This is a genomic window from Spirulina sp. CCY15215 (assembly GCF_016888125.1).
GTDB lineage: Bacteria > Cyanobacteriota > Cyanobacteriia > Cyanobacteriales > Spirulinaceae > CCY15215.
This window is the reverse complement of sequence record NZ_JACSWA010000598.1, coordinates 17,539-38,324: the sequence shown is the minus strand read 5'-3', so window position 1 is coordinate 38,324 and position 20,786 is coordinate 17,539. Positions and strand designations below refer to the sequence as shown.

The 20,786-nt window shown below is 42.2% G+C and carries 19 protein-coding genes; 10 read left to right on the top strand and 9 right to left on the bottom strand.

Annotated elements, in window-relative coordinates; genetic code table 11:
* The 3 genes from JUI58_RS22875 to JUI58_RS22865 all read right to left on the bottom strand — a co-directional run.
* Nucleotides 1-1,495, bottom strand: a 1,495-nt coding sequence (locus JUI58_RS22875) for an ABC transporter substrate-binding protein (RefSeq protein ID WP_204106158.1), incomplete at its 3' end; no start/stop codon positions are given.
* A 26-nt stretch (nt 1,496-1,521) separates the two neighbouring features.
* The gene (locus JUI58_RS22870) at nt 1,522-1,788 is read right to left on the bottom strand and encodes a hypothetical protein (protein ID WP_204106157.1); all 267 of its coding nucleotides are present in this window, start codon (nt 1,786-1,788) and stop codon (nt 1,522-1,524) included.
* The gene (locus tag JUI58_RS22865; protein WP_204106156.1) at nt 1,745-2,653 is read right to left on the bottom strand and encodes a cation diffusion facilitator family transporter; all 909 of its coding nucleotides are present in this window, start codon (nt 2,651-2,653) and stop codon (nt 1,745-1,747) included. Before JUI58_RS22865 ends, JUI58_RS22870 begins: the two co-directional genes overlap by 44 nt.
* Before the next feature lie 184 nt (nt 2,654-2,837).
* On the opposite strand from JUI58_RS22865, the gene JUI58_RS22860 reads away from it, so the two are divergent.
* Nucleotides 2,838-3,185 (top strand): hypothetical protein, encoded by a 348-nt coding sequence (locus tag JUI58_RS22860; RefSeq protein ID WP_204106155.1) that lies wholly within the window; start codon nt 2,838-2,840, stop codon nt 3,183-3,185.
* A gap of 58 nt (nt 3,186-3,243) precedes the next feature.
* Here JUI58_RS22860 and JUI58_RS22855 read toward each other — a convergent pair whose 3' ends face one another.
* From JUI58_RS22855 to JUI58_RS22840, 4 genes are all read right to left on the bottom strand, one after another.
* Nucleotides 3,244-3,510 (bottom strand): DUF4327 family protein, encoded by a 267-nt coding sequence (locus tag JUI58_RS22855; protein ID WP_204106154.1) that lies wholly within the window; start codon nt 3,508-3,510, stop codon nt 3,244-3,246.
* A gap of 276 nt (nt 3,511-3,786) precedes the next feature.
* Entirely contained in the window at nt 3,787-5,385 is a 1,599-nt protein-coding gene (locus tag JUI58_RS22850; protein WP_204106153.1) for a glycoside hydrolase family 3 N-terminal domain-containing protein, read from the bottom strand.
* Nucleotides 5,386-5,391: 6 nt separating this feature from the next.
* Complete coding sequence (gene rbfA, locus JUI58_RS22845) at nt 5,392-5,838, bottom strand: 30S ribosome-binding factor RbfA (RefSeq protein ID WP_204106152.1); 447 nt, start codon at nt 5,836-5,838, stop codon at nt 5,392-5,394.
* A gap of 89 nt (nt 5,839-5,927) precedes the next feature.
* Complete coding sequence (locus JUI58_RS22840) at nt 5,928-6,131, bottom strand: DUF751 family protein (protein ID WP_204106151.1); 204 nt, start codon at nt 6,129-6,131, stop codon at nt 5,928-5,930.
* A gap of 110 nt (nt 6,132-6,241) precedes the next feature.
* Here JUI58_RS22840 and JUI58_RS22835 point away from each other — a divergent pair, with 110 nt between their 5' ends.
* The 4 genes from JUI58_RS22835 (at nt 6,242) to JUI58_RS22820 (ending at nt 11,384) form a co-directional block, all read left to right on the top strand.
* On the top strand, nt 6,242-7,030 hold the full coding sequence (locus JUI58_RS22835; RefSeq protein WP_204106150.1) for a sulfite exporter TauE/SafE family protein: 789 nt from the start codon (nt 6,242-6,244) through the stop codon (nt 7,028-7,030).
* 360 nt (nt 7,031-7,390) lie between these two features.
* Complete coding sequence (locus JUI58_RS22830; protein ID WP_204106149.1) at nt 7,391-8,908, top strand: ammonium transporter; 1,518 nt, start codon at nt 7,391-7,393, stop codon at nt 8,906-8,908.
* A 209-nt stretch (nt 8,909-9,117) separates the two neighbouring features.
* Complete coding sequence (locus JUI58_RS22825) at nt 9,118-10,125, top strand: GDSL-type esterase/lipase family protein (RefSeq protein WP_348539956.1); 1,008 nt, start codon at nt 9,118-9,120, stop codon at nt 10,123-10,125.
* A gap of 50 nt (nt 10,126-10,175) precedes the next feature.
* The gene (locus JUI58_RS22820; RefSeq protein ID WP_204106148.1) at nt 10,176-11,384 is read left to right on the top strand and encodes a 4-hydroxy-3-methylbut-2-enyl diphosphate reductase; all 1,209 of its coding nucleotides are present in this window, start codon (nt 10,176-10,178) and stop codon (nt 11,382-11,384) included.
* A gap of 30 nt (nt 11,385-11,414) precedes the next feature.
* Here JUI58_RS22820 and JUI58_RS22815 read toward each other — a convergent pair whose 3' ends face one another.
* The gene (locus JUI58_RS22815; protein ID WP_204106147.1) at nt 11,415-12,863 is read right to left on the bottom strand and encodes a mechanosensitive ion channel family protein; all 1,449 of its coding nucleotides are present in this window, start codon (nt 12,861-12,863) and stop codon (nt 11,415-11,417) included.
* Nucleotides 12,864-12,869: 6 nt separating this feature from the next.
* A complete protein-coding gene (locus JUI58_RS22810) occupies nt 12,870-14,921 on the bottom strand; it encodes an adenylate/guanylate cyclase domain-containing protein (RefSeq protein WP_204106146.1) in 2,052 nt (683 codons plus the stop codon).
* 467 nt (nt 14,922-15,388) lie between these two features.
* Between JUI58_RS22810 and JUI58_RS22805 the strand changes: the two genes are divergently transcribed.
* The 5 genes from JUI58_RS22805 (at nt 15,389) to JUI58_RS22785 (ending at nt 20,782) form a co-directional block, all read left to right on the top strand.
* Nucleotides 15,389-15,772 (top strand): hypothetical protein, encoded by a 384-nt coding sequence (locus JUI58_RS22805; protein WP_204106145.1) that lies wholly within the window; start codon nt 15,389-15,391, stop codon nt 15,770-15,772.
* An 87-nt stretch (nt 15,773-15,859) separates the two neighbouring features.
* Entirely contained in the window at nt 15,860-17,965 is a 2,106-nt protein-coding gene (locus JUI58_RS27150; protein ID WP_204106144.1) for a substrate-binding domain-containing protein, read from the top strand.
* A gap of 728 nt (nt 17,966-18,693) precedes the next feature.
* On the top strand, nt 18,694-20,025 hold the full coding sequence (locus JUI58_RS22795) for a response regulator (RefSeq protein WP_204106161.1): 1,332 nt from the start codon (nt 18,694-18,696) through the stop codon (nt 20,023-20,025).
* Between the two features lie 152 nt (nt 20,026-20,177).
* Nucleotides 20,178-20,492, top strand: coding sequence for an ATP-dependent Clp protease adapter ClpS (clpS, locus tag JUI58_RS22790; protein ID WP_348539957.1), 315 nt, complete (start codon nt 20,178-20,180; stop codon nt 20,490-20,492).
* Nucleotides 20,493-20,494: 2 nt separating this feature from the next.
* Nucleotides 20,495-20,782, top strand: a complete 288-nt coding sequence (locus tag JUI58_RS22785; RefSeq protein ID WP_204106142.1) for a DUF2103 domain-containing protein — start codon at nt 20,495-20,497, stop codon at nt 20,780-20,782.
* Nucleotides 20,783-20,786 lie beyond the last annotated feature (4 nt).

Genomic DNA, 20,786 nt, shown 5'->3' with positions numbered 1-20,786 from the left:
CGTCAGGTTCTATATCTCCTTTGTAGCGAAACCAGAGATAAAAATCCAGTAAAAAAGATGAATTTTTTTCGTCGATATGGGTTACTTCATTGATATCTATACCCGTATAAACAATATGGGTTTTTTCCAAATAGCTATCGCTACCGATTTGAATCAAATTATCCTGTTCCAGTTCTTCTTCCAAATCATTAATGATAGTACCATCCTTAATAAGAGTAAGTTGAGTGAGGGCAGAAATGAATTGATTTTGATTAAAAATACCCATTAAAACCAGTGGTTGAGTATTTCTTTGGTCGTTGAAATAGAAGGTTCGGGTGACTCCTTCAACTGCTTTTTCTGGGGAGTTTATTTTTGTTAATGCGTCCCGGACTTGACGACGCATTGTCGCGATATCTTTAAAGTTAAATCTTTTTTGAGATGAATTTTCATTAGCAATGATAGCATTTTTAATGGCTTCAACAAGAACATGAGCGGAATCATGGTAAAATATAGGAAGCCATCCCGGTGTATAGCCATAGCGCAACTCAAATTCGTTCTTAAACTTTTCTCCTTCCTCTCCAGAAATATCGAGAATTGCCGGTACAACAGCATGAATATCATCGGTAAAAAAACCAGGGGTTGATTGTTCTTCGGTTGTATCAGCAAAACTTTGAGCAAACGAAACATTACCGATTGAGTCCCCCCCAACAATGGATGAGTTTATGCCATTTCGTCTCATTTTACGAATGAGTTTTGTAGCTTCAAATTCTTGCATGGCAATAATGATTAAATCGGGTTCTTGACCTGCCTTTTTTAACTTTAATAAGTGAAAAAAAATGCTATCTACCGTGCGACTGATATCGTCGTTTAATTCTTGCGATCCGATAAAGTTAAGTTTTTCTCCAAAGGCGATAAAATATGTTTTTAGTTCTTCTCCTAACGTTTTACTATAAGGATCATCACCGGTTACTAAGTAAACATTTTTTGATTTAAAGACAGATTGAACGTAGTGGGCAATAAACCGAGCTTGATCGCTATTCTTGAAAATTGTGCGAAAATACCAAGGGTTATTATCCGTTACCGTGTCAACTGTCGCACTCCCTGTAATCGCAGGAATTTCGCATTTTTGATAGACTTCGCCTGCTTTTAAAGACATTGCGCCAGTATAATGCCCTAAAATCCCTAGGGCTGAAGAAGCACAAATATCTTGGGCTACTTTCCCAGCTATATTGGGTTTAAATTGGTCATCATAAACCAGTAACTCTAGTTTTTTGCCTTTAATTCCTCCTTCCCGATTCACTTGGTCAACATAAAATTGAGCGCCGTCTATCATCTCTTGACCGAGGGAGACCAATGCTTTTTCAGTATTACTTTGAGGGACGGCGATCGCGATCTTAATCGTATCTGGATTAAAGTTTAAGTTAACCCATCCCAATACTAAAATAAAAATTAGGAGGGATAATAAAAAGAAAAGTTCTCCTCGATATCTCTTCCATTTATTTTTTGTCTTTTGCATCAATCCAAGAGTCGATAGACTAGCCATTAATTATAACCAAACTCGTGACGTATTTTCTGAAATTCACAGATCCCTGCGATCGCCCCATTTTCTTGAGCTTGGCGATCGCGATACTCATTCTCTAAGTATTGACAGAAGATAAAGAGAGTATTCCTCCGAATTATCGTGCCTTTAATACTGTGGAAAACTCCTGAAAATCTGTGGAAAAAGTAACAATATTGTGGATAACTTAGGTGGAGGGCATAAAATTTAATAAGTAATGCGATCGCTCTGATAACTTGGCGGTTCAACATGAATCAGAATTCGCACGGGACTAAAACGTTCTTCTAAACGTGCCTCGACTTCTTCTGTAATATTATGGGCGGTCTTGACATCGGGTGCATCAACAATTAAGTGCATTTCAATAAAAACTTGTCTCCCTAAAACCCCCCGAGAGGCGATCTCGTGACAGTTAATCACCCCTGGAACATTTATGGCGATTTCGTAAATCGTTTCTGGTGCGATCGCCATGCGATCGACTAACCAGGGTAAATTTTCTTTTAAAACTTCCCAGCCACTCCAAAAGACCAGCAAGGCTACAGGAAAAGATAAAACTACATCTAACCATTGTAATTGCGGCCAGCCCAGTAATTCTCCCTGCCACACCCCAAATAAGCCGACTAAAACTGCAATTGTCACCCAGATATCGCTCATGGTATGTTTGGCATCGGCAATGAGAATAGGACTACCCACGCGCCTTCCCACACTGCGCTCATAAAAGGCGACAAAAATATTAATTCCCAAGACAATGAGTAAAAATCCCAATTCTGTCAGCGAAATTTTGATGGGGGTCAAATCCGCAAACAAGCCCCCGACCGCATTTCGTAGAATTTCAAAACAGGCGATCCCCAAAAACGCGGCAATTCCCAAGGCTCCAAGTGCCTCAAATTTTTGGTGTCCGTAGGGATGATCGCGATCGGGTTGGGGAGAAGAAAAATTGCTGGCCACCAGTCCCAGTATGTTATTCGCGCTATCGGTGACGCTATGCAGGGCATCGGCTTGCAAGCTGAGAGACCCCGTGATAAAGCCAACCCCGGCTTTAAGACCCAATACGGCAAGATTGAGTCCCAAGGTTAGGAGTAAGACTTTACGAACTTCTGCACGGTTATCTTTAACCACAACGGGATAATGGGTAATGGGGCATAAAAAACAGAAAAGGGTTTGTTTACTTTTGTTAAGCAAAATCAACCAAAAGCGATCGTTCTCTGATAGATTTTTTCAGGGACAAGTTTTAGGCGATCGTGGGGATCGGGACAAATTTCTACCCTGTATCAACTCGTCAAGATCAATTATCAACTATCTAATGAGTCAACTCTCTCTCAATTTAACTCAAGGTTCTGTTTCCTTTAAATTTACGCTGGATTCTGCCAATGCACTGAAGGCGGAAATTCAGAAACTCATGCAAACCTTAAAGGAGATTGCCTCTGAGAGGGCTGCGGGCAAAAAAAAACCGTCTCCCAAAGCCAATATGGAATATCGCTATGCGGGGGACGTTTTTCTGGAGGTGTTTTGCAATCCTAATATTTATGCCACACCCTTTGCGGCCAAGGTTCTGATTACCGTAAGAGACGATCGCCTACGCCTCACAACAGAGGCGGAACTCACTCAATTAGTCGAAGATATCAACTCGTACTTAGAACAAGCTGTATGAGCGAGAAAATGAAGGTCAAGGTAAATTAGGTAAATTAGATAAATTGAATTAGATAAATTCAGTCGTTTTCCCAAGTCTCTGAGCCGATTAAATCTCCAATGCGATCGCGAAGCAAGTATTCGCATTTCTCTAACTCGCATTCGACGAAGATCCATTCACGGGCGGGAATATGTTGACAAAGGACGTAAATGGGTTGTTGGCGGCTCACCATTCCTCTATCCACCAATCCTCTTGCTTCATCTTTAAGTAAATCAATGGAATAGCGAAAGCCTGAAGGGGTAGACGGGATAATGGAAGGGGCAGATATTAAAGTTGGAACAGTCATAATTCACCTAACGCGAGCCGTTTTCTAGAAATGTCGAGCAGCAATCTCGAACAGTAACTTCGAGCAATCCTTCTTAGGGTAACTGCACTTAATTCAGTATAAGGAGTTACAGTTCAATCTCCTAGGAAGATAAGAATTCTAAAACTGGATTGAGATCGGTATAAGTTCTGCACGGGGGAAGAAAAACAAGGGAAAAGCCATTAAAAGACTGCTTTTGGGTTCTTCTCAAAAATAGAGAAGAGGAAGTATTTTTTTTCGGGCAAAGATTAATATAAGTTATATAAAAGCATTTTGCCGAACATTTTCTAATATTTCCGAACCCAACAAAAATTCCCACATTATCTTTTGTGCGGTGGGCATTTGCCCATAAGAGAACGCCCAAGGAAGATCGGGAGTTAAGTCTGGCAATAACCACTCGACGGTATAGGGACTACCGTATATGGCAATGGCCTTGATTTGACCGTTTCTTAACAAACCTTTAATTACCGATCGCGTTTCAGGAGTGAGACTGGCACTACCGCGAAAGGGATTTCCTCGCACGAACAGTTGTAAGACAATGGATGAGAAAGTGAGCAGTTGCTCTAAATGTTGGGGTTGTAAAAGTTGCAATTCGTAACCTAATTGACGGGGAATGGTAATGGCGGGGGTGTGGAAACCAAGGAAATCATTGTTGAGAAGGGTGTTGGCGACGATCGCATTAATCCCTTGGTGAGGGGTTTGGGGCGGTTGTAGGGGCAAATTTCCCCCTTGCTGCATTGACTCTCGTAAAATTGTTTCGACAGTGGCGCGATCGCGGGTTTGGGCAAATTGAGAAGGATCGAAGGAGAGGGCGATCGCCGCATCTTGTTTTTGGGGCGATCGCGCTAGGGCATTCGCACTAATTTTCTCTTTTGCTGTGCGAATGCGATCGAGGGAAGCACGAAGGCGATCGCGGGAAATTCGCCCAGTTTTTACGGCATTCTCAATGGCTGCAATTGCTTTTTCTGGATTCGCGGGCATTAAGAGAATATCGGCACCGGCTTCGATCGCCTGCAAGCAAATTTCCTCAGCATCAGCATAATTGGCAACTCCAGCCATCACAAGGGCATCGGTGACAATTAAGCCCTCAAAACCCATCTTGTGCCGCAGTTGCTCCGTCAGAATGGGATAGGAGAGGGTTGCGGGAGTCTCTTCATCCCACGCTAAAACCCGTAAATGAGCCGTCATGATGCTATCAACCCCGGCGGCGATCGCGCCTATAAAGGGGGGTAATTCGACCTCATGGAGACGCTTTTCTGAATGGGCGATCGCGGGTAAGTCCAAATGAGAATCCGTCGCGGTGTCCCCATGTCCAGGAAAATGTTTGGCTGTCGTTAAAACGGGATAATGCTGACATCCCGCAATAAAAGCTGTTGCTAGTTCCGTTACGGCTTCGGGAGTATCCCCAAAAGCGCGAATATTAATGACAGGATTATCGGGATTATTATTAACATCAACAACCGGGGCGAGAAGCCAATTAATCCCTGCTGCAAGGGCTTCTCGCGCTGTGGTTTTCCCCATTTCTGCTGCACATTGTTGCGCGGTTTTGCGATCGGCGATCGCGCTTAAGGCCATGGGAGGAGGAAACCAGGTCCCACCCGGAAAACGCTGTCCGACTCCCTCTTCAATATCCGCAGCAATGAGAAGGGGCGTTTTCGCCCAATTTTGTAATTGACGCGATCGCGCGGCTAATTCAACCACACTTCCCCCCAGCAAAATAACCCCACCAATATTCAGATCGGCGAGCCAATATTGTAATTGTTGCTGGGTTGCCTCCCAAACCGGATAGCGAATTTGTTGGTCAAATAAATGACCAGATGCCCGCACCACAAGCATTTGGCCAATTTCGTTTTTCATTTTTTATTATGTTTTTGGGGTTATTTCCGTGTCTGTTTCTATTTCTTCTGCAACGAGAGGTTGGCGATCGCCTTCAGTTTCCGGTTCAGTATTGGATGAGCTAGAATCCCCCACAATCTCTTCTAATAAGTGAATCATGCGATCGCCGCGTTCGAGAGCGCGATCCTCAATAAAAACCACCTCTGGAGTGCGTCGCAAGCGTACCCGTTGACCTAGTTCGCGGCGCACCCAACCCTTAGAGGCTTTTAACCCTTCCATTGTTTGCATTTTGACCTCTTCAGTTCCATAAATACTGACAAAAATTTTAACGTGTTGTAGATCTCCGGAAACGTCCACATCGGTAACGCTGACCATTCCCACCACACGATCATCCTTGATGCCATTAAATAATAATTGACCGACTTCGCGCTTAATTAAAGCAGAAACCCTAGAAACTCGACGACTATTAGCCATAATTCTCCCTCAGTTATTGGCAATACTTAATATCTAAACAGTGGCGAATGTTGCGATCGCCCCATTAACAACAAATTCGCTTTATTTTCTCAAAGTGTTGATAATCCTAACATTCCTCTCAGGGTTAAAGTCACAAAAATCAAAATACTAACAAGCATTCCGACTAAAGCAACTGCCGTGACAGGATTTTTGAGTAAAGGTTTCAACCAGCCAAACAGCGCAAAGAAAATCCCTAATGTGATGGTAATAAAATAGCGTTGGTAGCGCAAAACATTTTCAAAAAACTCTTTCATCGCGATCGCCAAAATATTTTTCCTTATACTCGTAACATTTTCCCGTCAATTCGACAAGCCCGAGATCTTGCGGTTAACTATATCTAATATTAACCTTTAACTGAAAAAGCGTGGTTGCCACAAACTGGATTCTATTGCCTTTTGCGGGCTTATTTGCCGGGCTGCTGGCCGGATTATTCGGAATTGGCGGAGGGACGGTGCTAGTGCCAATTTTAGTAGGTTTGGGCTATCCCTACAATCAAGCCATTGCTACAAGTAGTTTAGCCATTGTTATCACTGCCCTGTCAGGAACCCTACAAAACTGGCGTATGGGGTTCCTCCAACCTAAAAATATTATTCTCTTGGGACTGCCGGCGATCGCCACAGCACAAATAGGAGTCTATTTAGTCGGCCAACTGCCCACCTACCTTAAAGAAGGCGCATTTGGTGTATTACTAATCGTTACAATTTTTTTGGGGATGTTACGAAAACGTCTCAGGGATACATCTGAAACGACATCCTTCCATAGAGAAGGCATTAAGCCCTTAATCTTCCGCTTAATTACCGGAGGGTTAGCCGGACTTTTAGCCGGACTTTTTGGAGTCGGTGGCGGAGTAATTATGGTTCCCTTACAAATGCTCCTGCTGGGAGAAACCATTAAAACAGCAATCCAAACCAGCTTGGGAGTTATTGTCATCACTTCAATTGCAGCTTGTATCGGTCATGCCCTGGAAAATAATGTTTTATTGCTACCCGGAATCTTTTTGGGAGTCGGCGGTTTATTGGGCGCGAGAATAAGTACCCGCTATTTACCAAAACTCCCCGATCGCGTTGTGAATTTGTGTTTTCGTACTCTCTTAGCTATTCTTGCCATTTACTTCTTTTGGCGATCGGGAATGTCACTGAAGGATGTTCAATAAACAATTTTAACGTAGGATTATTAAGTAATCATTAATCTCAAATAACTGTAATTAAAGATACAGAAAGAAAAAAGGAAACATTACAAGATTGGTGAATTTACCCTCTCATATTTATGTTCTTAACTTTGCAACAATCGTAACAATCGTATATTTTAATCTCTAATAAGACTAGACTTTTGAAGTTAAATCGGGTAATTGTATAAGTTCAGAGCAAGTCCCCATTCAAATGATATGCTAACCCCATTCAAGGGCAAGCAAGAATGGAAACGAACGGAATCTGTTGGGAATTTCAATCTGACAGAACGAGTTCCGGGTTAACGCTTGAACCGTGTTGCTTAAATTCAGGAAAGTTTTGTAACGATGTCCAATTCAACAACAGAGAGTGTGAGGTCGGGGCGGAAACAGCGATCGCGCTTCGCGACAGGAACATCCCCTTATCTCAAATCTTTCAAAAAAATCTCGCGTTGGTTTTCTCCCACGTGGCTGATCTGCATCCCCTTAGTTGCCATTATTGTCTTGGTTTGGGACGGCGCGGCAGTTGCCCAGCACGCCTTTGACCTTGACGAAATGGACATGAGCGATCCAGCCGTCATCAAAGGGATTTTGGATACGGTTTTTGTCTTCTTCTGTGCCGTGCTGGTGATCTTCATGAACGCTGGTTTTGCAATGGTAGAAGCAGGATTCTGCCGCCAAAAAAATGCAGTGAATATCCTTGCCAAAAACTTGATTGTTTTTGGGATTGCTGTATTGGCTTACTGGGCGGTTGGTTTTGCCTTTATGTATGGGGCAGCCCCGGGAGGCCCCTTTATTGGCATGAGTGGCTTTTTCCTAGCCAGTAGCGATCCGGCAACTTACGGACTCGATCCATTTCCCGGAGGACTGCCAATTTCCGTAGCCTTTTTATTCCAAGTTGCCTTTGCTGCAACGGCTGCCACCATTGTTTCTGGAACAGTAGCAGAAAGGATTCATTTTACCTCTTTCATTATCTTTGCCTTTTTACTGGTTGCTATTTCCTATCCCATCACCGGTCACTGGGTTTGGGCGGGAGGCTGGTTAAGCTCTCTTCCCTTTGGTGAAGATGTTGGCTTCCATGATTTTGCAGGTTCTACTGTCGTTCACTCTGTTGGCGGTTGGGCGGCATTAATGGGGGCGGCTTTCCTCGGTCCAAGAATCAGCAAATATCCCGCCAGTGGCGGTGTTAATGCCATCCCCGGCCACAATATGAGTATTGCTACCTTGGGATGTTTGATTCTGTGGATTGGTTGGTATGGATTCAACCCCGGTTCAGAATTAGGTGCAACCCCCAATATTACCTATATTGCTCTGACCACCACTCTTGCCGCATCTGCGGGGGGGGTTCTTGCCACTATCACCTCATGGGTTAAAGATGGCAAGCCTGACTTATCAATGGTCGTTAACGGCATTTTAGCTGGATTGGTGGGAATTACCGCCGGTTGCGATGCCATTCCCTATTGGGGAGCCGTTATTGTCGGCGCGATCGCAGGAGTCCTTGTGGTCTTTGCTGTTGCCTTCTTTGATGCCATCAGAATTGACGATCCTGTAGGGGCGCTTTCGGTTCACCTCGTCAATGGAATCTGGGGAACGATCGCCGTGGCCATTTTTGGCGGTGCGAATTTCTTAGCTCAAATTGTCGGTATTCTCTCCGTTGGTGGTTTTACTGTTGCCTTTAGCTCTATTGTTTGGTTACTTCTCAAAGCTATCTTAGGCATTCGTGTTGGAGCAGAAGAAGAAATGCGAGGTTTGGATATCAGCGAACACGGAATGGAGGCATATAGCGGCTTCGTTACCGAAACCGATACCTTTTCTGGAGGAACAGTTTCTCCGGTTAGCGGTAGCGATGTCGCTGGAGAAATTTAAGTTTTGATGCGATCGCGCAGCCTGACTTTATTCCTATTTCCCTAACATTTCAGCAAATTTACATCTAGAAAGCCTGCCTTTTATCCTAAAATGAGGAATCCTAGGGGTGCATCGTCAATGTTCCCCGTCCTCTGGGTCAAAGGTAGGTCTTTACTTTTTTCCCTTCTCGGTCAAACTAGGAAGCAAATCAAACAACTAGGAGACAATGCGTGTCTGTGCCTTGGAAAAAGCATTCTCGTCGGGTCAAGAGAAGACCCGATCGCGATCGGGACAAAACTTTAGAGCAAAACAATCGTTCTCAATTGTCCGTAAATCCGGGCGATCGTGATCGAGGTAAACTCAAAAATGAACTGCGGAGGCGATCGTCTCGCGGGGGAAGGCCTCACCTACAAACCCAGGATAGAAGTATTACCGCCTACAATTGGTCGGTTTTGTCCTTAACTGCCAATGGCATTTTATTATTAGCAGTTGTCTATCTTTGGCAGCAACAGCCAATCCCTTCAGAAATTGCTTTAGCTAATTTCTCGGGTGCGTCCATGCAGCTACTGGCTAAAACCCCCCTCGCCCAAGAACAAAACAATCCGAGTCAGCGCCTGAATTACCGCCAATGGGTGGAATTATTGGCACGAGAAGCAAATAGTATGGCTGAGGTACAACCGAATAATTTATCTGTTCTCTTGGGAGATTCGATTACACTCTGGTTTAATCAGAATTTTCTCCCCACTAACAAAACTTGGCTCAATCAAGGCATTTCGGGAGAGAAAACCAAAGGATTATTGCGTCGTTTGCATTTACTCGATCGCACCAGTCCAGAAACTTTCTTCTTGATGATCGGGATTAATGATATCTTGGCAGGCATTGGCGATGAAACCATTTTGGCTAATTATCGGCTCATTCTCCAAGACTTGAAAAATGCCCATCCTCGCACCCGAATCATCGTACAGTCCATTCTGCCCCACAGTGCTGAAAAAGCCACTTGGGAAGGTCGCGATCGCCTCTTGGAAATCCCGAATGAACGAGTGCGACACCTCAATTATCAACTCCAAGCGATCGCTCGAGAGGAAAATGCTCTTTTTCTCGATCTCTATCCCCTTTTTGCCGACGATCGCGGTAACTTAAGAATGGAACTCAGTACCGACGGTTTGCACCTTAATTCGGAAGGATATAAAGTGTGGTCAACTGCTTTAAAAATTTTCGACCAAATTGCTTATCAGTGAGGGAATAGGCAAACAGGCAAACAGGCAAACAGGTAAACAGGTAACAAAACATGGATACAAAAACTTTTAAACGCGATCTCAATCATTCCCCTAATTACTACCGTCGGGGATTTGGCAATCATAAAGAAGCTGTTGTGGCTTTAAATACTGAATATCAAAGCAGTTTAATTCAAGAAATTCGCGATAATAATTATCGTCTCGATCGCGGCGACGTGACTATCTTTTTAGCAGAATCTTTTGGGTTTTGTTGGGGAGTTGAACGTGCTGTAGCAATGGCTTACGAAACTCGCAGTCATTTTCCCGAGGAACGAATTTGGATCACCAATGAAATTATCCATAATCCTAGTGTTAATACACGCTTACAGGAAATGGAAGTCGGTTTTATTGAAGTCAAAGCAGGAGAGAAAGATTTTTCAGTGGTTGAGACTGGCGATATTGTTATTTTACCTGCTTTTGGTGCCAGCGTTCAAGAAATGAAATTTCTCAACGATCGCGGCTGCACAATTGTCGATACAACTTGTCCTTGGGTTTCTAAAGTCTGGAATTCTGTGGAAAAACATAAGAAGAAAAAGCATACTTCGATTATTCACGGCAAATACAAACATGAAGAAACCGTTGCAACCAGTTCTTTTGCAGGAACTTATTTAGTCGTTTTGAATTTAAAAGAAGCGGAATATGTTCGCAATTATATTTTGCAGGGTGGCGATAAAGAAGAATTCTTAGCTAAATTTACTAATGCTCATTCTCTCGGGTTCGATCCCGATCGCGATCTAGAGCGTATTGGTGTCGCCAATCAAACGACTATGCTTAAAAGCGAAACTGAGGCGATCGGGAAACTCTTTGAAAAAACCATGCTGGAAAAATATGGACCGATAGAATTTAACGCGCATTTTATGAGTTTCAATACGATTTGTGATGCTACTCAAGAGCGTCAAGATGCCATGTTTGGCCTCGTTAAAGAAGATTTATCTCTCATGGTTGTCATTGGTGGTTTTAACTCTTCTAATACTACCCACCTACAGGAAATTGCCATTGATAAAGGCATTATTTCTTATCATATCGATAGCGCCGATCGCATTGGCCCTGGAAATCGCATCGAACATAAACCTTTAGACAAGGCGATCGCAGTAACAGAGAATTGGTTGCCAGAGGGTAAAATAGCGATCGGTATTACCTCCGGAGCCTCTACCCCCGATAAATCCGTAGAAGAGGCGATCGAGCGTATTTTATCCTTAAAAGAGAAAATAATAGCCAGATAAATCACTTATATCCCAATTTTATGCCAAATCCTAAGATAAACTTTTCGCACCTTTAGTCAGGTAGATTTGTGCTTTCCGTTCCTCAATAAAATGATACATTTGTTTGGCAAAACGAGCGCTTCCGGCGATCGACTCTGCTACAACTTCAGAAGGGAGTACCAAAACGGTCAAATCTTGAGTCACAATTCCTGTCACCAAGCTAACTTCCCCTGGAAGTAAAGCTGTTTCGCCAAAAAAGTCCTCTTGAGATAGATAAGCAACTTCCTTTTGATGGCCGTGTAAATCCGCGACAAAAAGGCGAATTTTTCCCTCTTGAATGATATATAAACCATCGTCGGATTCTCCTTCTCTCACCACGCGATCGCCAATACCATATACTTGTATCGCCGCCTTTTCTGCAAATTTGGCGATCGTATTGGGTTCAAGAGAGACAAAATAGGGTAAAGATTGTAAAAAATTCTGTATTTGTTCGAGATATTCTTCCCTTCGAGGAATTGATTGACGGACGTGATATATAGTCCGAATGGGGAAAGGAATCGTTAAACCATTCCGTTTAGCTGCGTAAAAAATGCTGGTTCTAAATTCATTCCTAATTTCTTCAACATATTGAAAATCATCGATGAAATACTTCACTTCATAAGTAATAGCAAAATCATCATAGGATACAGTTCGGACTTCTGGACGAGGTTGAGATAAGATGCGATGAGTTTCTGCTGTTGCACTTTCTAAAACTCGCTTGACGTGATTGGGAGGATCATCATAAGAGAAACCGACTAAATAGCGTTCAGCGTGAAGGCGATCGCCACTATGATAATTATAAATATTTTCCCCATCTAAAACACTATTAGGAACAATTAATAAATCCCGATCTAGGGTTTTTAAACGTACCGATCGCCAGTTGAGATCCACAATTTGCCCTTCAATATCTCCAAAGCGAATCCAGTCTCCCACCTTAAAAGGACTATCAAAAAGCAACAAAAATCCAGAGACTAGATTACTGAGGGTATTTTGCAACGCTAAAGCAATGACCAGGGAACCGACTCCTAAAGCGGTCGCAATACTGCTTAAATCGACTTGCCAAATACTACTTAATATATATGCTCCCACGCTTAAAATAACGAGAATGTGAGCGATCTGTACGAATAAACGAGGAACGATAAAAAGAGGCTGAGATTTAGCTTTGGGATTGCGAATAAACAGGATTCCAATTAGGTTGAGAAGAGCGACGATCGCACTATATCCGATCAGAGATTCGATCCCTTTAAGCAACCAACTTTCGCGAGTCACTGCCAAAAATTGATGGATCACCACCCAAGTTGCGAGGGAAGGTAAAACGAGAATGCGAATATTTCCTAATAATTTTGCCCAGCCTATATTTTTGCGAGTTTCTAGGCGATCGACAATTTCTCCTAAAATAATGGTTAAAAAGGGAAATCCAATAATAAATACAATTGCATTAACCCATTGCGATCGATCCATCTCTGTTCATCCTATTCTTAACTTAGGTGTATGGTCTTGAATATCTGTTTTATCTTGATTAATTTTCCAAGTCTTCAAGGAACCTATTTCGGGAATTTGGAGAGATTCTGACTCCTCGAAACTATATAAGTCCTTGACACTCTCATAAACATCCTCCGTAACGCGAATTGTTCCTAATGTAGCTTGACGATTGAGATGAACTGCAACCAGAAAAGTTTGCCCCCATAAATAATAGTTCAAATATTTACTATCGATCGCCGCTGCCATCATTTCTCCGGTGGCAATACCAATGTGAAATCCTAAAGAAACTCCATATTTATGATTGAATACTTGTAAAATTTCCACAATCTCAAAACCTAAATCCATGATGCGCTTGGCGTGATCGATTCGCGGTACAGACAAGCCACAAACAGCAAAATATAGTTCTCCAATTGGCGCGATAGATAGCACATCTAACTGTTCTGCTGCCTCATTAAAACTGTTCATTAATTCATGTAAAATATCTGCATATTCTGATACATTCCAGCGCTTTGATAGACGAATTAATCCTTCAATGTTGACAACTAATACCGTTGCTTGTTCTGTTGAATTTACGATTTTTTTCTCACCATTTTTTAAGCGATCGGCAACAGATTGAGGAACAATATGACGGATAAGTTTTTCATTTTCTCGTTCTTTTTCTATGACTAATCCTTGTTGGTCTTTGAGATTTTTAATGACTTCATTAAAACTTTCGACTAAGCTGCTAAGTTCATCTTGAGCTAAGGATTGCAGTCCTCCTTCCTGCATATCTCCTCCGGCGATTTTTCGGGAATCTTCGATCAGCAAGCTAATTGGTTTAACTAAGGCATTAGCAGCTACGATCGCAATTGAGGTGACAATGAAAACAAGAACAACTGTAATTGTCAGAATATATTGTTGTAAATTATATAAAGGTTCGTAGGCTTCGGCTAAATCTATCTCCGCCAGAATCGCCCAATTCACACCTTTAATATCGACTAAATTGTAGGAACTGAGAACGGGTATACCTCGATAATCATCAATAATTTGCGTGCCGCTTTTACCTTGAAAGGCAGCTAATACTCCTTCTGTTTTCACAGTCTGCAATAAAATGGAAGTATCCAAACGTTTGATACTTTCGAGATTGTCTTCGGGTGTTCCCACTTTTTGCAGTGCTGCGAGATATCCTTCCGCATCCTCAAGGAGAAAACGCGACACCGATCGCATTAAATAATCTGAACCAACAAGATAAACTTCGCCACTGTTTCCCAGTCCTTCATTTTGCCAATTTTGCTTGCCCGTTAATACATCATTAATGCGATCGACGGGAAGTTGTGCGGCCAAAATTCCGACTTGTCGGGTACCATTATAGATCGGTGTCGCAAAGAAGGCTGCTGGCGCTCCATAAGAAGGACGATAGCTGTCAAAATCGATAATTTGGACGGCACCAGGTTCGGGATTTTTTCTGACCGCTTCGACTACTTCTGCAAAATTACTGTTAGCATAAGGTCCATCTTTTAAGCTCGTCCCAAAGTCGGTTTCTTTGTAAACAGAATAAACAATATTTCCCGTATCTGTATCGATGAGAAATAAATCGTAGTAACCAAACTGTTTGATGAGATTGCGAAGTAAGGGATGATAGAGGGAATGCAGTTGACTATATTCGCTGCCATCGTTTGCCTGCATCAATTCGTCTTTTTTTCCGACAGGTTTGGGATTATTGGCAATATAGTGATACTGTAGGTATTGAGCCGCTCTTTGCTCGGGTTGATAAATTTCAAAAATGGGTTTCCCGGCGATATTTTGGGAAAGTCGCGGAAAAAATTCTTGGGTGTAATAATTTTTCAGGGATTGTTGCCAAGCTGGGGGAATTGGAGGAAGGGAACTAACATTAGCACTATCTGGGTCTGAGTTTTCTTCTAAGGGTAATGATAAGGGTAATGATAAGGGTAATGATAAGGGTAATGATCCGTTGAGGCGATTGAAAGCACGATTAAATTCAACCATTGCCGTGACGATCATGCGATCTTCTGCAAGAGTTCCAATCTGAGCATACATAAATTGAAAGTAGGATTCAATTTCGGCTGACTTAGAAGAACGCACGCTTGTGAGTTGCTCAAAAATACGCTCAGTTAGAATGTTTCTCGCTCTCTGCCAAGTCAAAAAACCAATGATTCCGACGGAAACCAAGCTCACACTTAAAAGAGCAATTGTTACCTTTGATTTAATCCTCAACCGTTTTAGTCCTAGCATTAAGTTCTAGTATTAATTCTTAGCCTTGATTTTTCTCTATTTTTTAATGGCGATCGCGCTGAACTCGGGATTATCTTTTGCGAAAATATTGAGGAATCTCCACTGTGTTTACCACATCTCCATCGAAAAGAGTAGATTGTTTAATATTTTATTTATGATTTGCATGGCAAATGGATTCAATAAAATGTTAAAAAAAAGAAGGATTTTCTCGTGCTAACGGAACGAGTTAAACTAACCTAAGATCGTTATACTCTTATATTGAGGAGTCATTTATGCCGCGTCTTACCATTGATAGCCAAAAAGATTGTTACGTTCTTGATGAGAACAAAATAAATGCTCTGCAAAATACGGCAAATTCAATTAAATTAGAGCCTGGCACTTATGTTGTTCGGATCAACCAAGGGACGTTCAACTATTGGTCTGAAAATCAGGAGTTTCCTGGAGAGCCTTGGGTCTTGTTATGGATTTATGGCGGTAAATTCATAAACAAGAAGACTAATATTGAAGTTGGTTGTACTTGGTCTTCCCTCAATGGATTGGATGACACGGTGACACTGGAGGTATTGGAAACAACAACATTATGTGGACTATTCTTTGACACTTACGCTCAGGATAATACCGGAGCAGTTACACTTTCAGTCTTAAAAGATGAATAGTTTGTAACAAATTATCGGTTATTTGGTATACCAAATAACCGATACAAGAACTGATAATTAAGTAAATAAGGGGTTTGAACGATCGCGATGTTGCCACAAAAAAAGAAAACTTCAATTGCTCGCTTGTTGTTCCAATTGACCTTAGCGGCTGCATCCGCTTTAGTTATTGCACTCCCGATCGATTCGGTGGCGGCTCAATCTCTTACACCAGTTGTTAGTGAGGGAACGACTGTTAAAATTGACGGATCGAGTAGTATGGCGACGGTCAATGAAACACTGAAAGAGTATATAGAAACAAAATATCCCGAGACAAAAGTAACGCTTCAGTATCGGGGAACAGAAGAAGCGCTAAAAGCATTAACAGAAGGAACGATAGATTTAGCGGCGATCGGTCGCCCTCTAACCGCAGAAGAAAAAGCAGCCGGATTTATTGCTTATCCTTTAAGCCGACGCAAAATTGCTGTTGTTGTGAGTGCTGATAATTCTTTTCAAGGTAGTTTGACTCACGAACAATTTGGACGCATTTTTCGTGGAGAGATTGTGGACTGGTCTGAAGTTGGTGGCGATCGCGGGAAAATTCACCTCATTGATCGCCCCAAAACCAGCGATACCCGTCAGGCCTTTCTTGTTTATCCCATCTTTCAAGAGAAGCCATTTGATGCAGGGGATAATGCTATTAAACTGGCTGAAGATAGTACGGCGGCTTTAATTAAAGAATTGGATGAGAATGCCATTGGTTATACGATTGCCGATCAAGCCATCAATCGCCAGGAATTGCGGATTCTGTTGATGCACAATGCTTTTGTGACGGATGATAGCTATCCTTTTTCTCAACCTCGTTACTACGCTTATCGCAAGGATAATTCTAGTGCGGCAGTGAAGTCCTTTTTAGGTTCGATTGATACTCCTAGGGGACAGCAAATTGTTGAATCAGCAAAACCAGGGGGAAAAACAGCTATTTCTGCTGGTCTTCTGGCACTTTCGCCTAAGTTTAATAGTCAGACTAACCCCTCATCGGGTGCGGATACTGTCGGAGAGAAAGTTGAGGAAGAGACGAAAACAACAGGGGTGATCGCCTCTGCTGATACAAATCCCAAGACAGAGGAAAATGAGAGTTTAGGGGCGATCGCCAATACATCAAAATTATCCTCAGAAAATCCCATTGCTGAAGCCAGTCCGACGGAAACCATAAGTCAAACTGAAAATCAAACTGAAAATCAAACTGAAAATCAAGACGAAGATTCTGCTATCTTTTGGTGGTTTTTATCCTTTTTAGGGGTGCTGGGACTCCTCTGGTTGTGGCTGAATAAACAAAAGGCGACCTCTTTTGTCAAAGGTGCGATCGCCAGTTTACCAGGACAAGCTCCCCCAATTGCTTTAGCACCAGCCCCAACTGAACCCGAGCCAACTCCTCCTAGCACTCCTTCTCCAGAACCAACACCCACCCCAGAGGCGAAAATTACGCCTACTCCTGTTCCTCCTGTTGTAACTCCAGAGGCGAAAATTACACCTACTCCTGTTCCTCCTGTTGTAACTCCAGAGGCGAAAATTACACCTACTCCTGTTCCTCCCGCAGCATTGGAAACCCCGGAACCGGATTTAATCAGCGAGACTCCCTTGGAAATGAAACCCGATACTCCTTCTACTTCTCCCGCAGATATTCCAGGAATTGCGGCTGTGGGAGTAGTTGGGGCTGTTGCAGCAGCGATCGCGATAGAACAATCCCAAGAACCGCAAGAAGGGCGATCGGATGGGAATAAACCCGAGCCTGTCAATTTGCCAACCATCAGTTTGCCGAGCAATTGTTATGGAACATTGACAATTGATAGCAAAACCAATTGTTATCCTTTAGATACTAGGCAATTATCTGACTTAGAAACTGGATCAAATACTCTTGAATTAAATCCCGGTGTTTATGTCATCCGCATTGAAAGTGGTTTATTTAATTACTGGCCGGACTTTCAACAAAAATTCGCGGGAGAACCTTGGGTTTTACTTTGGTTCTATGGTGGCAAGTTTATCAATAAGAAAACCAATTTAGAGGTGGGATGCACATGGGCTGCTTTAAATGGTTATGACGACACTATTACCTTAGAAGTAATCGAAACTGTCAAACTTTCTGCTTTGTTCTTCGATACTTATAAGTATGATAATGTAGGTCAAATTACCTTGTCTATTTTGCCAGACAAATAATTAAGATATTGATTATTTGTCCGTTAGTTTGTTAGTATTGGGGGAGGCGATCGCGCTACCCCCTTTATTTTTCGGGGTGCATCCCAGTTTTGTAAAAACAGCGAGCAAGATGCTCGCACTACCTCAATTATCGGCTATTGTAGTGGGAGCGTCTCGCTCCCTAGAGCTATAATTATTCGAGAAAATATTGTCAATTTTGCTACTCAATTATCGGCTATTGTAGTGGGAGCGTCTCGCTCCCTAGAGCTATAATTATTCGAGAAAATATTGTCAATTTTGCAATTTTGAGATGCACCCATTGATAAGGGTGCATCTCTTAGTAGTAGAATACTCTTTTATTCTTGAGTAAAATGAGACAGATTATTGCCCCTTTCAGATAAGTTTGTTCTCTGTTTATTTTAGTTCTTCTCATTATTTTATATTCAAAGCCTAACGATTTGACTGGCGATCGCAGTTTTTTCCGTTCTTCTGGCTCGTACTCTCAGCCGTCGTCTCGTCACACCTATTCTACAATTAGCGCAACTGACTAGCAATTTACCCAACAAACTTGTAGAATATCAAGATATATGGAAAAGATTCGCGATCGGGCTATTTATTTAGAAGAACTTGAAAAATATGTTCCATTTGCCGATCGCATTAACAAATTGGCTCAAGGATTTCAAGAAAAAGCACTTGTTGCTTTAATTCAAAAATATAGCAAATTAGGAGAACAAATTAGGAGAAAAATAATGCACTTAGATATAGGTAATTTTAACCTTGAAGATTATAAGATTTTATTAGTTGATGACAATCCCATCAATCTAGCTGTTGCCGTCAATTATTTAGAAGAATGCGGCTTAAATGTTTTGGTTTCTCAGGATGGAGAAAGTGCATTAGCGCGGGCAGAATTTGACCAACCACACCTTATTTTACTTGATATTCTCATGCCAGGAATCAATGGTTTTGAAACCTGTCAACGTTTAAAAGCCGATCCGAATCTTCGAGAAATTCCTGTTATCTTCATGACTGCTTTATCAAATCCTGATGATAAACTCAAAGGGTTTGAAGTCGGAGGAGTCGATTATATCACCAAGCCAATTGAGCAGAGAGAATTATTAGCCCGAGTTACCACTCATCTCCGCATTCATTCTCTAACTAAAGATTTGGAAGCACAAAATAAAATCTTACAAGAAAAGGTCGCCGAGCGAACGCAGGAATTAGAAGAAAATCTGCAAGAATTAAAACAATCTCAACTCCAACTGATACAAGGTGAAAAAATGTCTTCACTGGGTCAATTAGTTTCTGGTATTGCTCACGAAATCAATAATCCTATTGGCTTTATTAAAGGGAATTTATCCCATGCGGCGAATTATGTTGAAGACCTCTTGGGATATTTAACGTTATATGAAAAATATTATCCTACTCTTGACTCAGAAATTAGAGAATATGCAGAAGATATCGATCTGGAATATTTGCGGGAAGATTTACCCAATGCAATTAATTCTATGAAAGAGGGTGCCGATCGCCTGCAAGATATCAGTCGGGCCTTACGCACATTTTCTCGTGGGGATACAACGGAAAAAACAACTTACGATTTGCACCAAGGTTTAGAAAGTACGCTATTGATTTTAAAACATCGCTTAAAAGCAAAGGAAAGTCGTCCCGAAATTGCCGTCGTTAAAAGTTACGGACAATTACCCGAAATTGACTGTTTCCCAGGACAACTAAATCAAGTTTTTATGAATCTTCTCTCCAATGCGATCGATGCTTTAGAAGAAAACAATACAGGGCTTTCTTTTAGCGAAATTGAAGCTAACCCCAATCAAATTGCGATCGCCACAGAAGTGTCGGGAAAACAGGCGATCGTCCGCATTCGCGATAATGCTATGGGGATGACGGAAGAGATCAGACAACGCATTTTTGAAACCCACTTTACCACTAAAGCTGTGGGGAAAGGAACGGGACTCGGACTGGCGATCGCAAAACAAATTATCGAAGAAAAGCACGAAGGTATTTTGACTTGTACCTCGAAAGTTGGGGAGGGGACTGAATTTGCGATCGCTTTACCTGTTGAGGATTAGGATTGAGGAACTTCGCGATCGCAATAAGAGTTGGAAAAGAATCTCAAAAAACGCTAAAATAGGCAGATAATATGGTAATGAAGTTGAACAGAGGTTTTTAAAAACCAATGAGTGTGGTAATGAGTGCAGTAATGCCAGTCTCCCATCGGGTCATGGTAGTCAATAATCCTATTCTCGCAGCGAGTCCGACGATCGCCCCAGATCGGGTCAGTCAAACTATTCGCAAACCCTATCCCAATTATCGGGTGATCGTCCTCAATGACGATTTTAATACGTTCCAGCACGTCGCGGAGTGTTTAATGAAGTATATCCCAGGAATGACCAGCGATCGCGCTTGGGAGCTTACCAATAGCGTTCATTTTGAAGGACAAGCAACGGTATGGGTGGGACCCCAGGAATCCGCAGAATTGTATCATCAACAGTTGAGTCGCGCAGGATTAACAATGGCACCTTTGGAGAAAGCATAATCATGGTTAAACCTGCTAAAGGTCGTCTGGTTTGGAATCATTCTACCCACATTCCCACTTTAATTCCTGTTTTAGAGCGCTTAATTGCCCTCGGAAATATTACCACGGTGACACCGGGGGTTATTAGTCGTGCTAGGGGGAATATTCCTCAGTTAAAATTGCGCGTTTCTGTTCCTATTCGCGGCGGTTACAAAATCATTGCTCGTCATAATAAAAGTGTACAGGAAGTGTTTATGATTACTGCGTTGAGTCAGGTGGAATTAGAAGAGGCGATCGCAGAGTGTTTGTAATAAA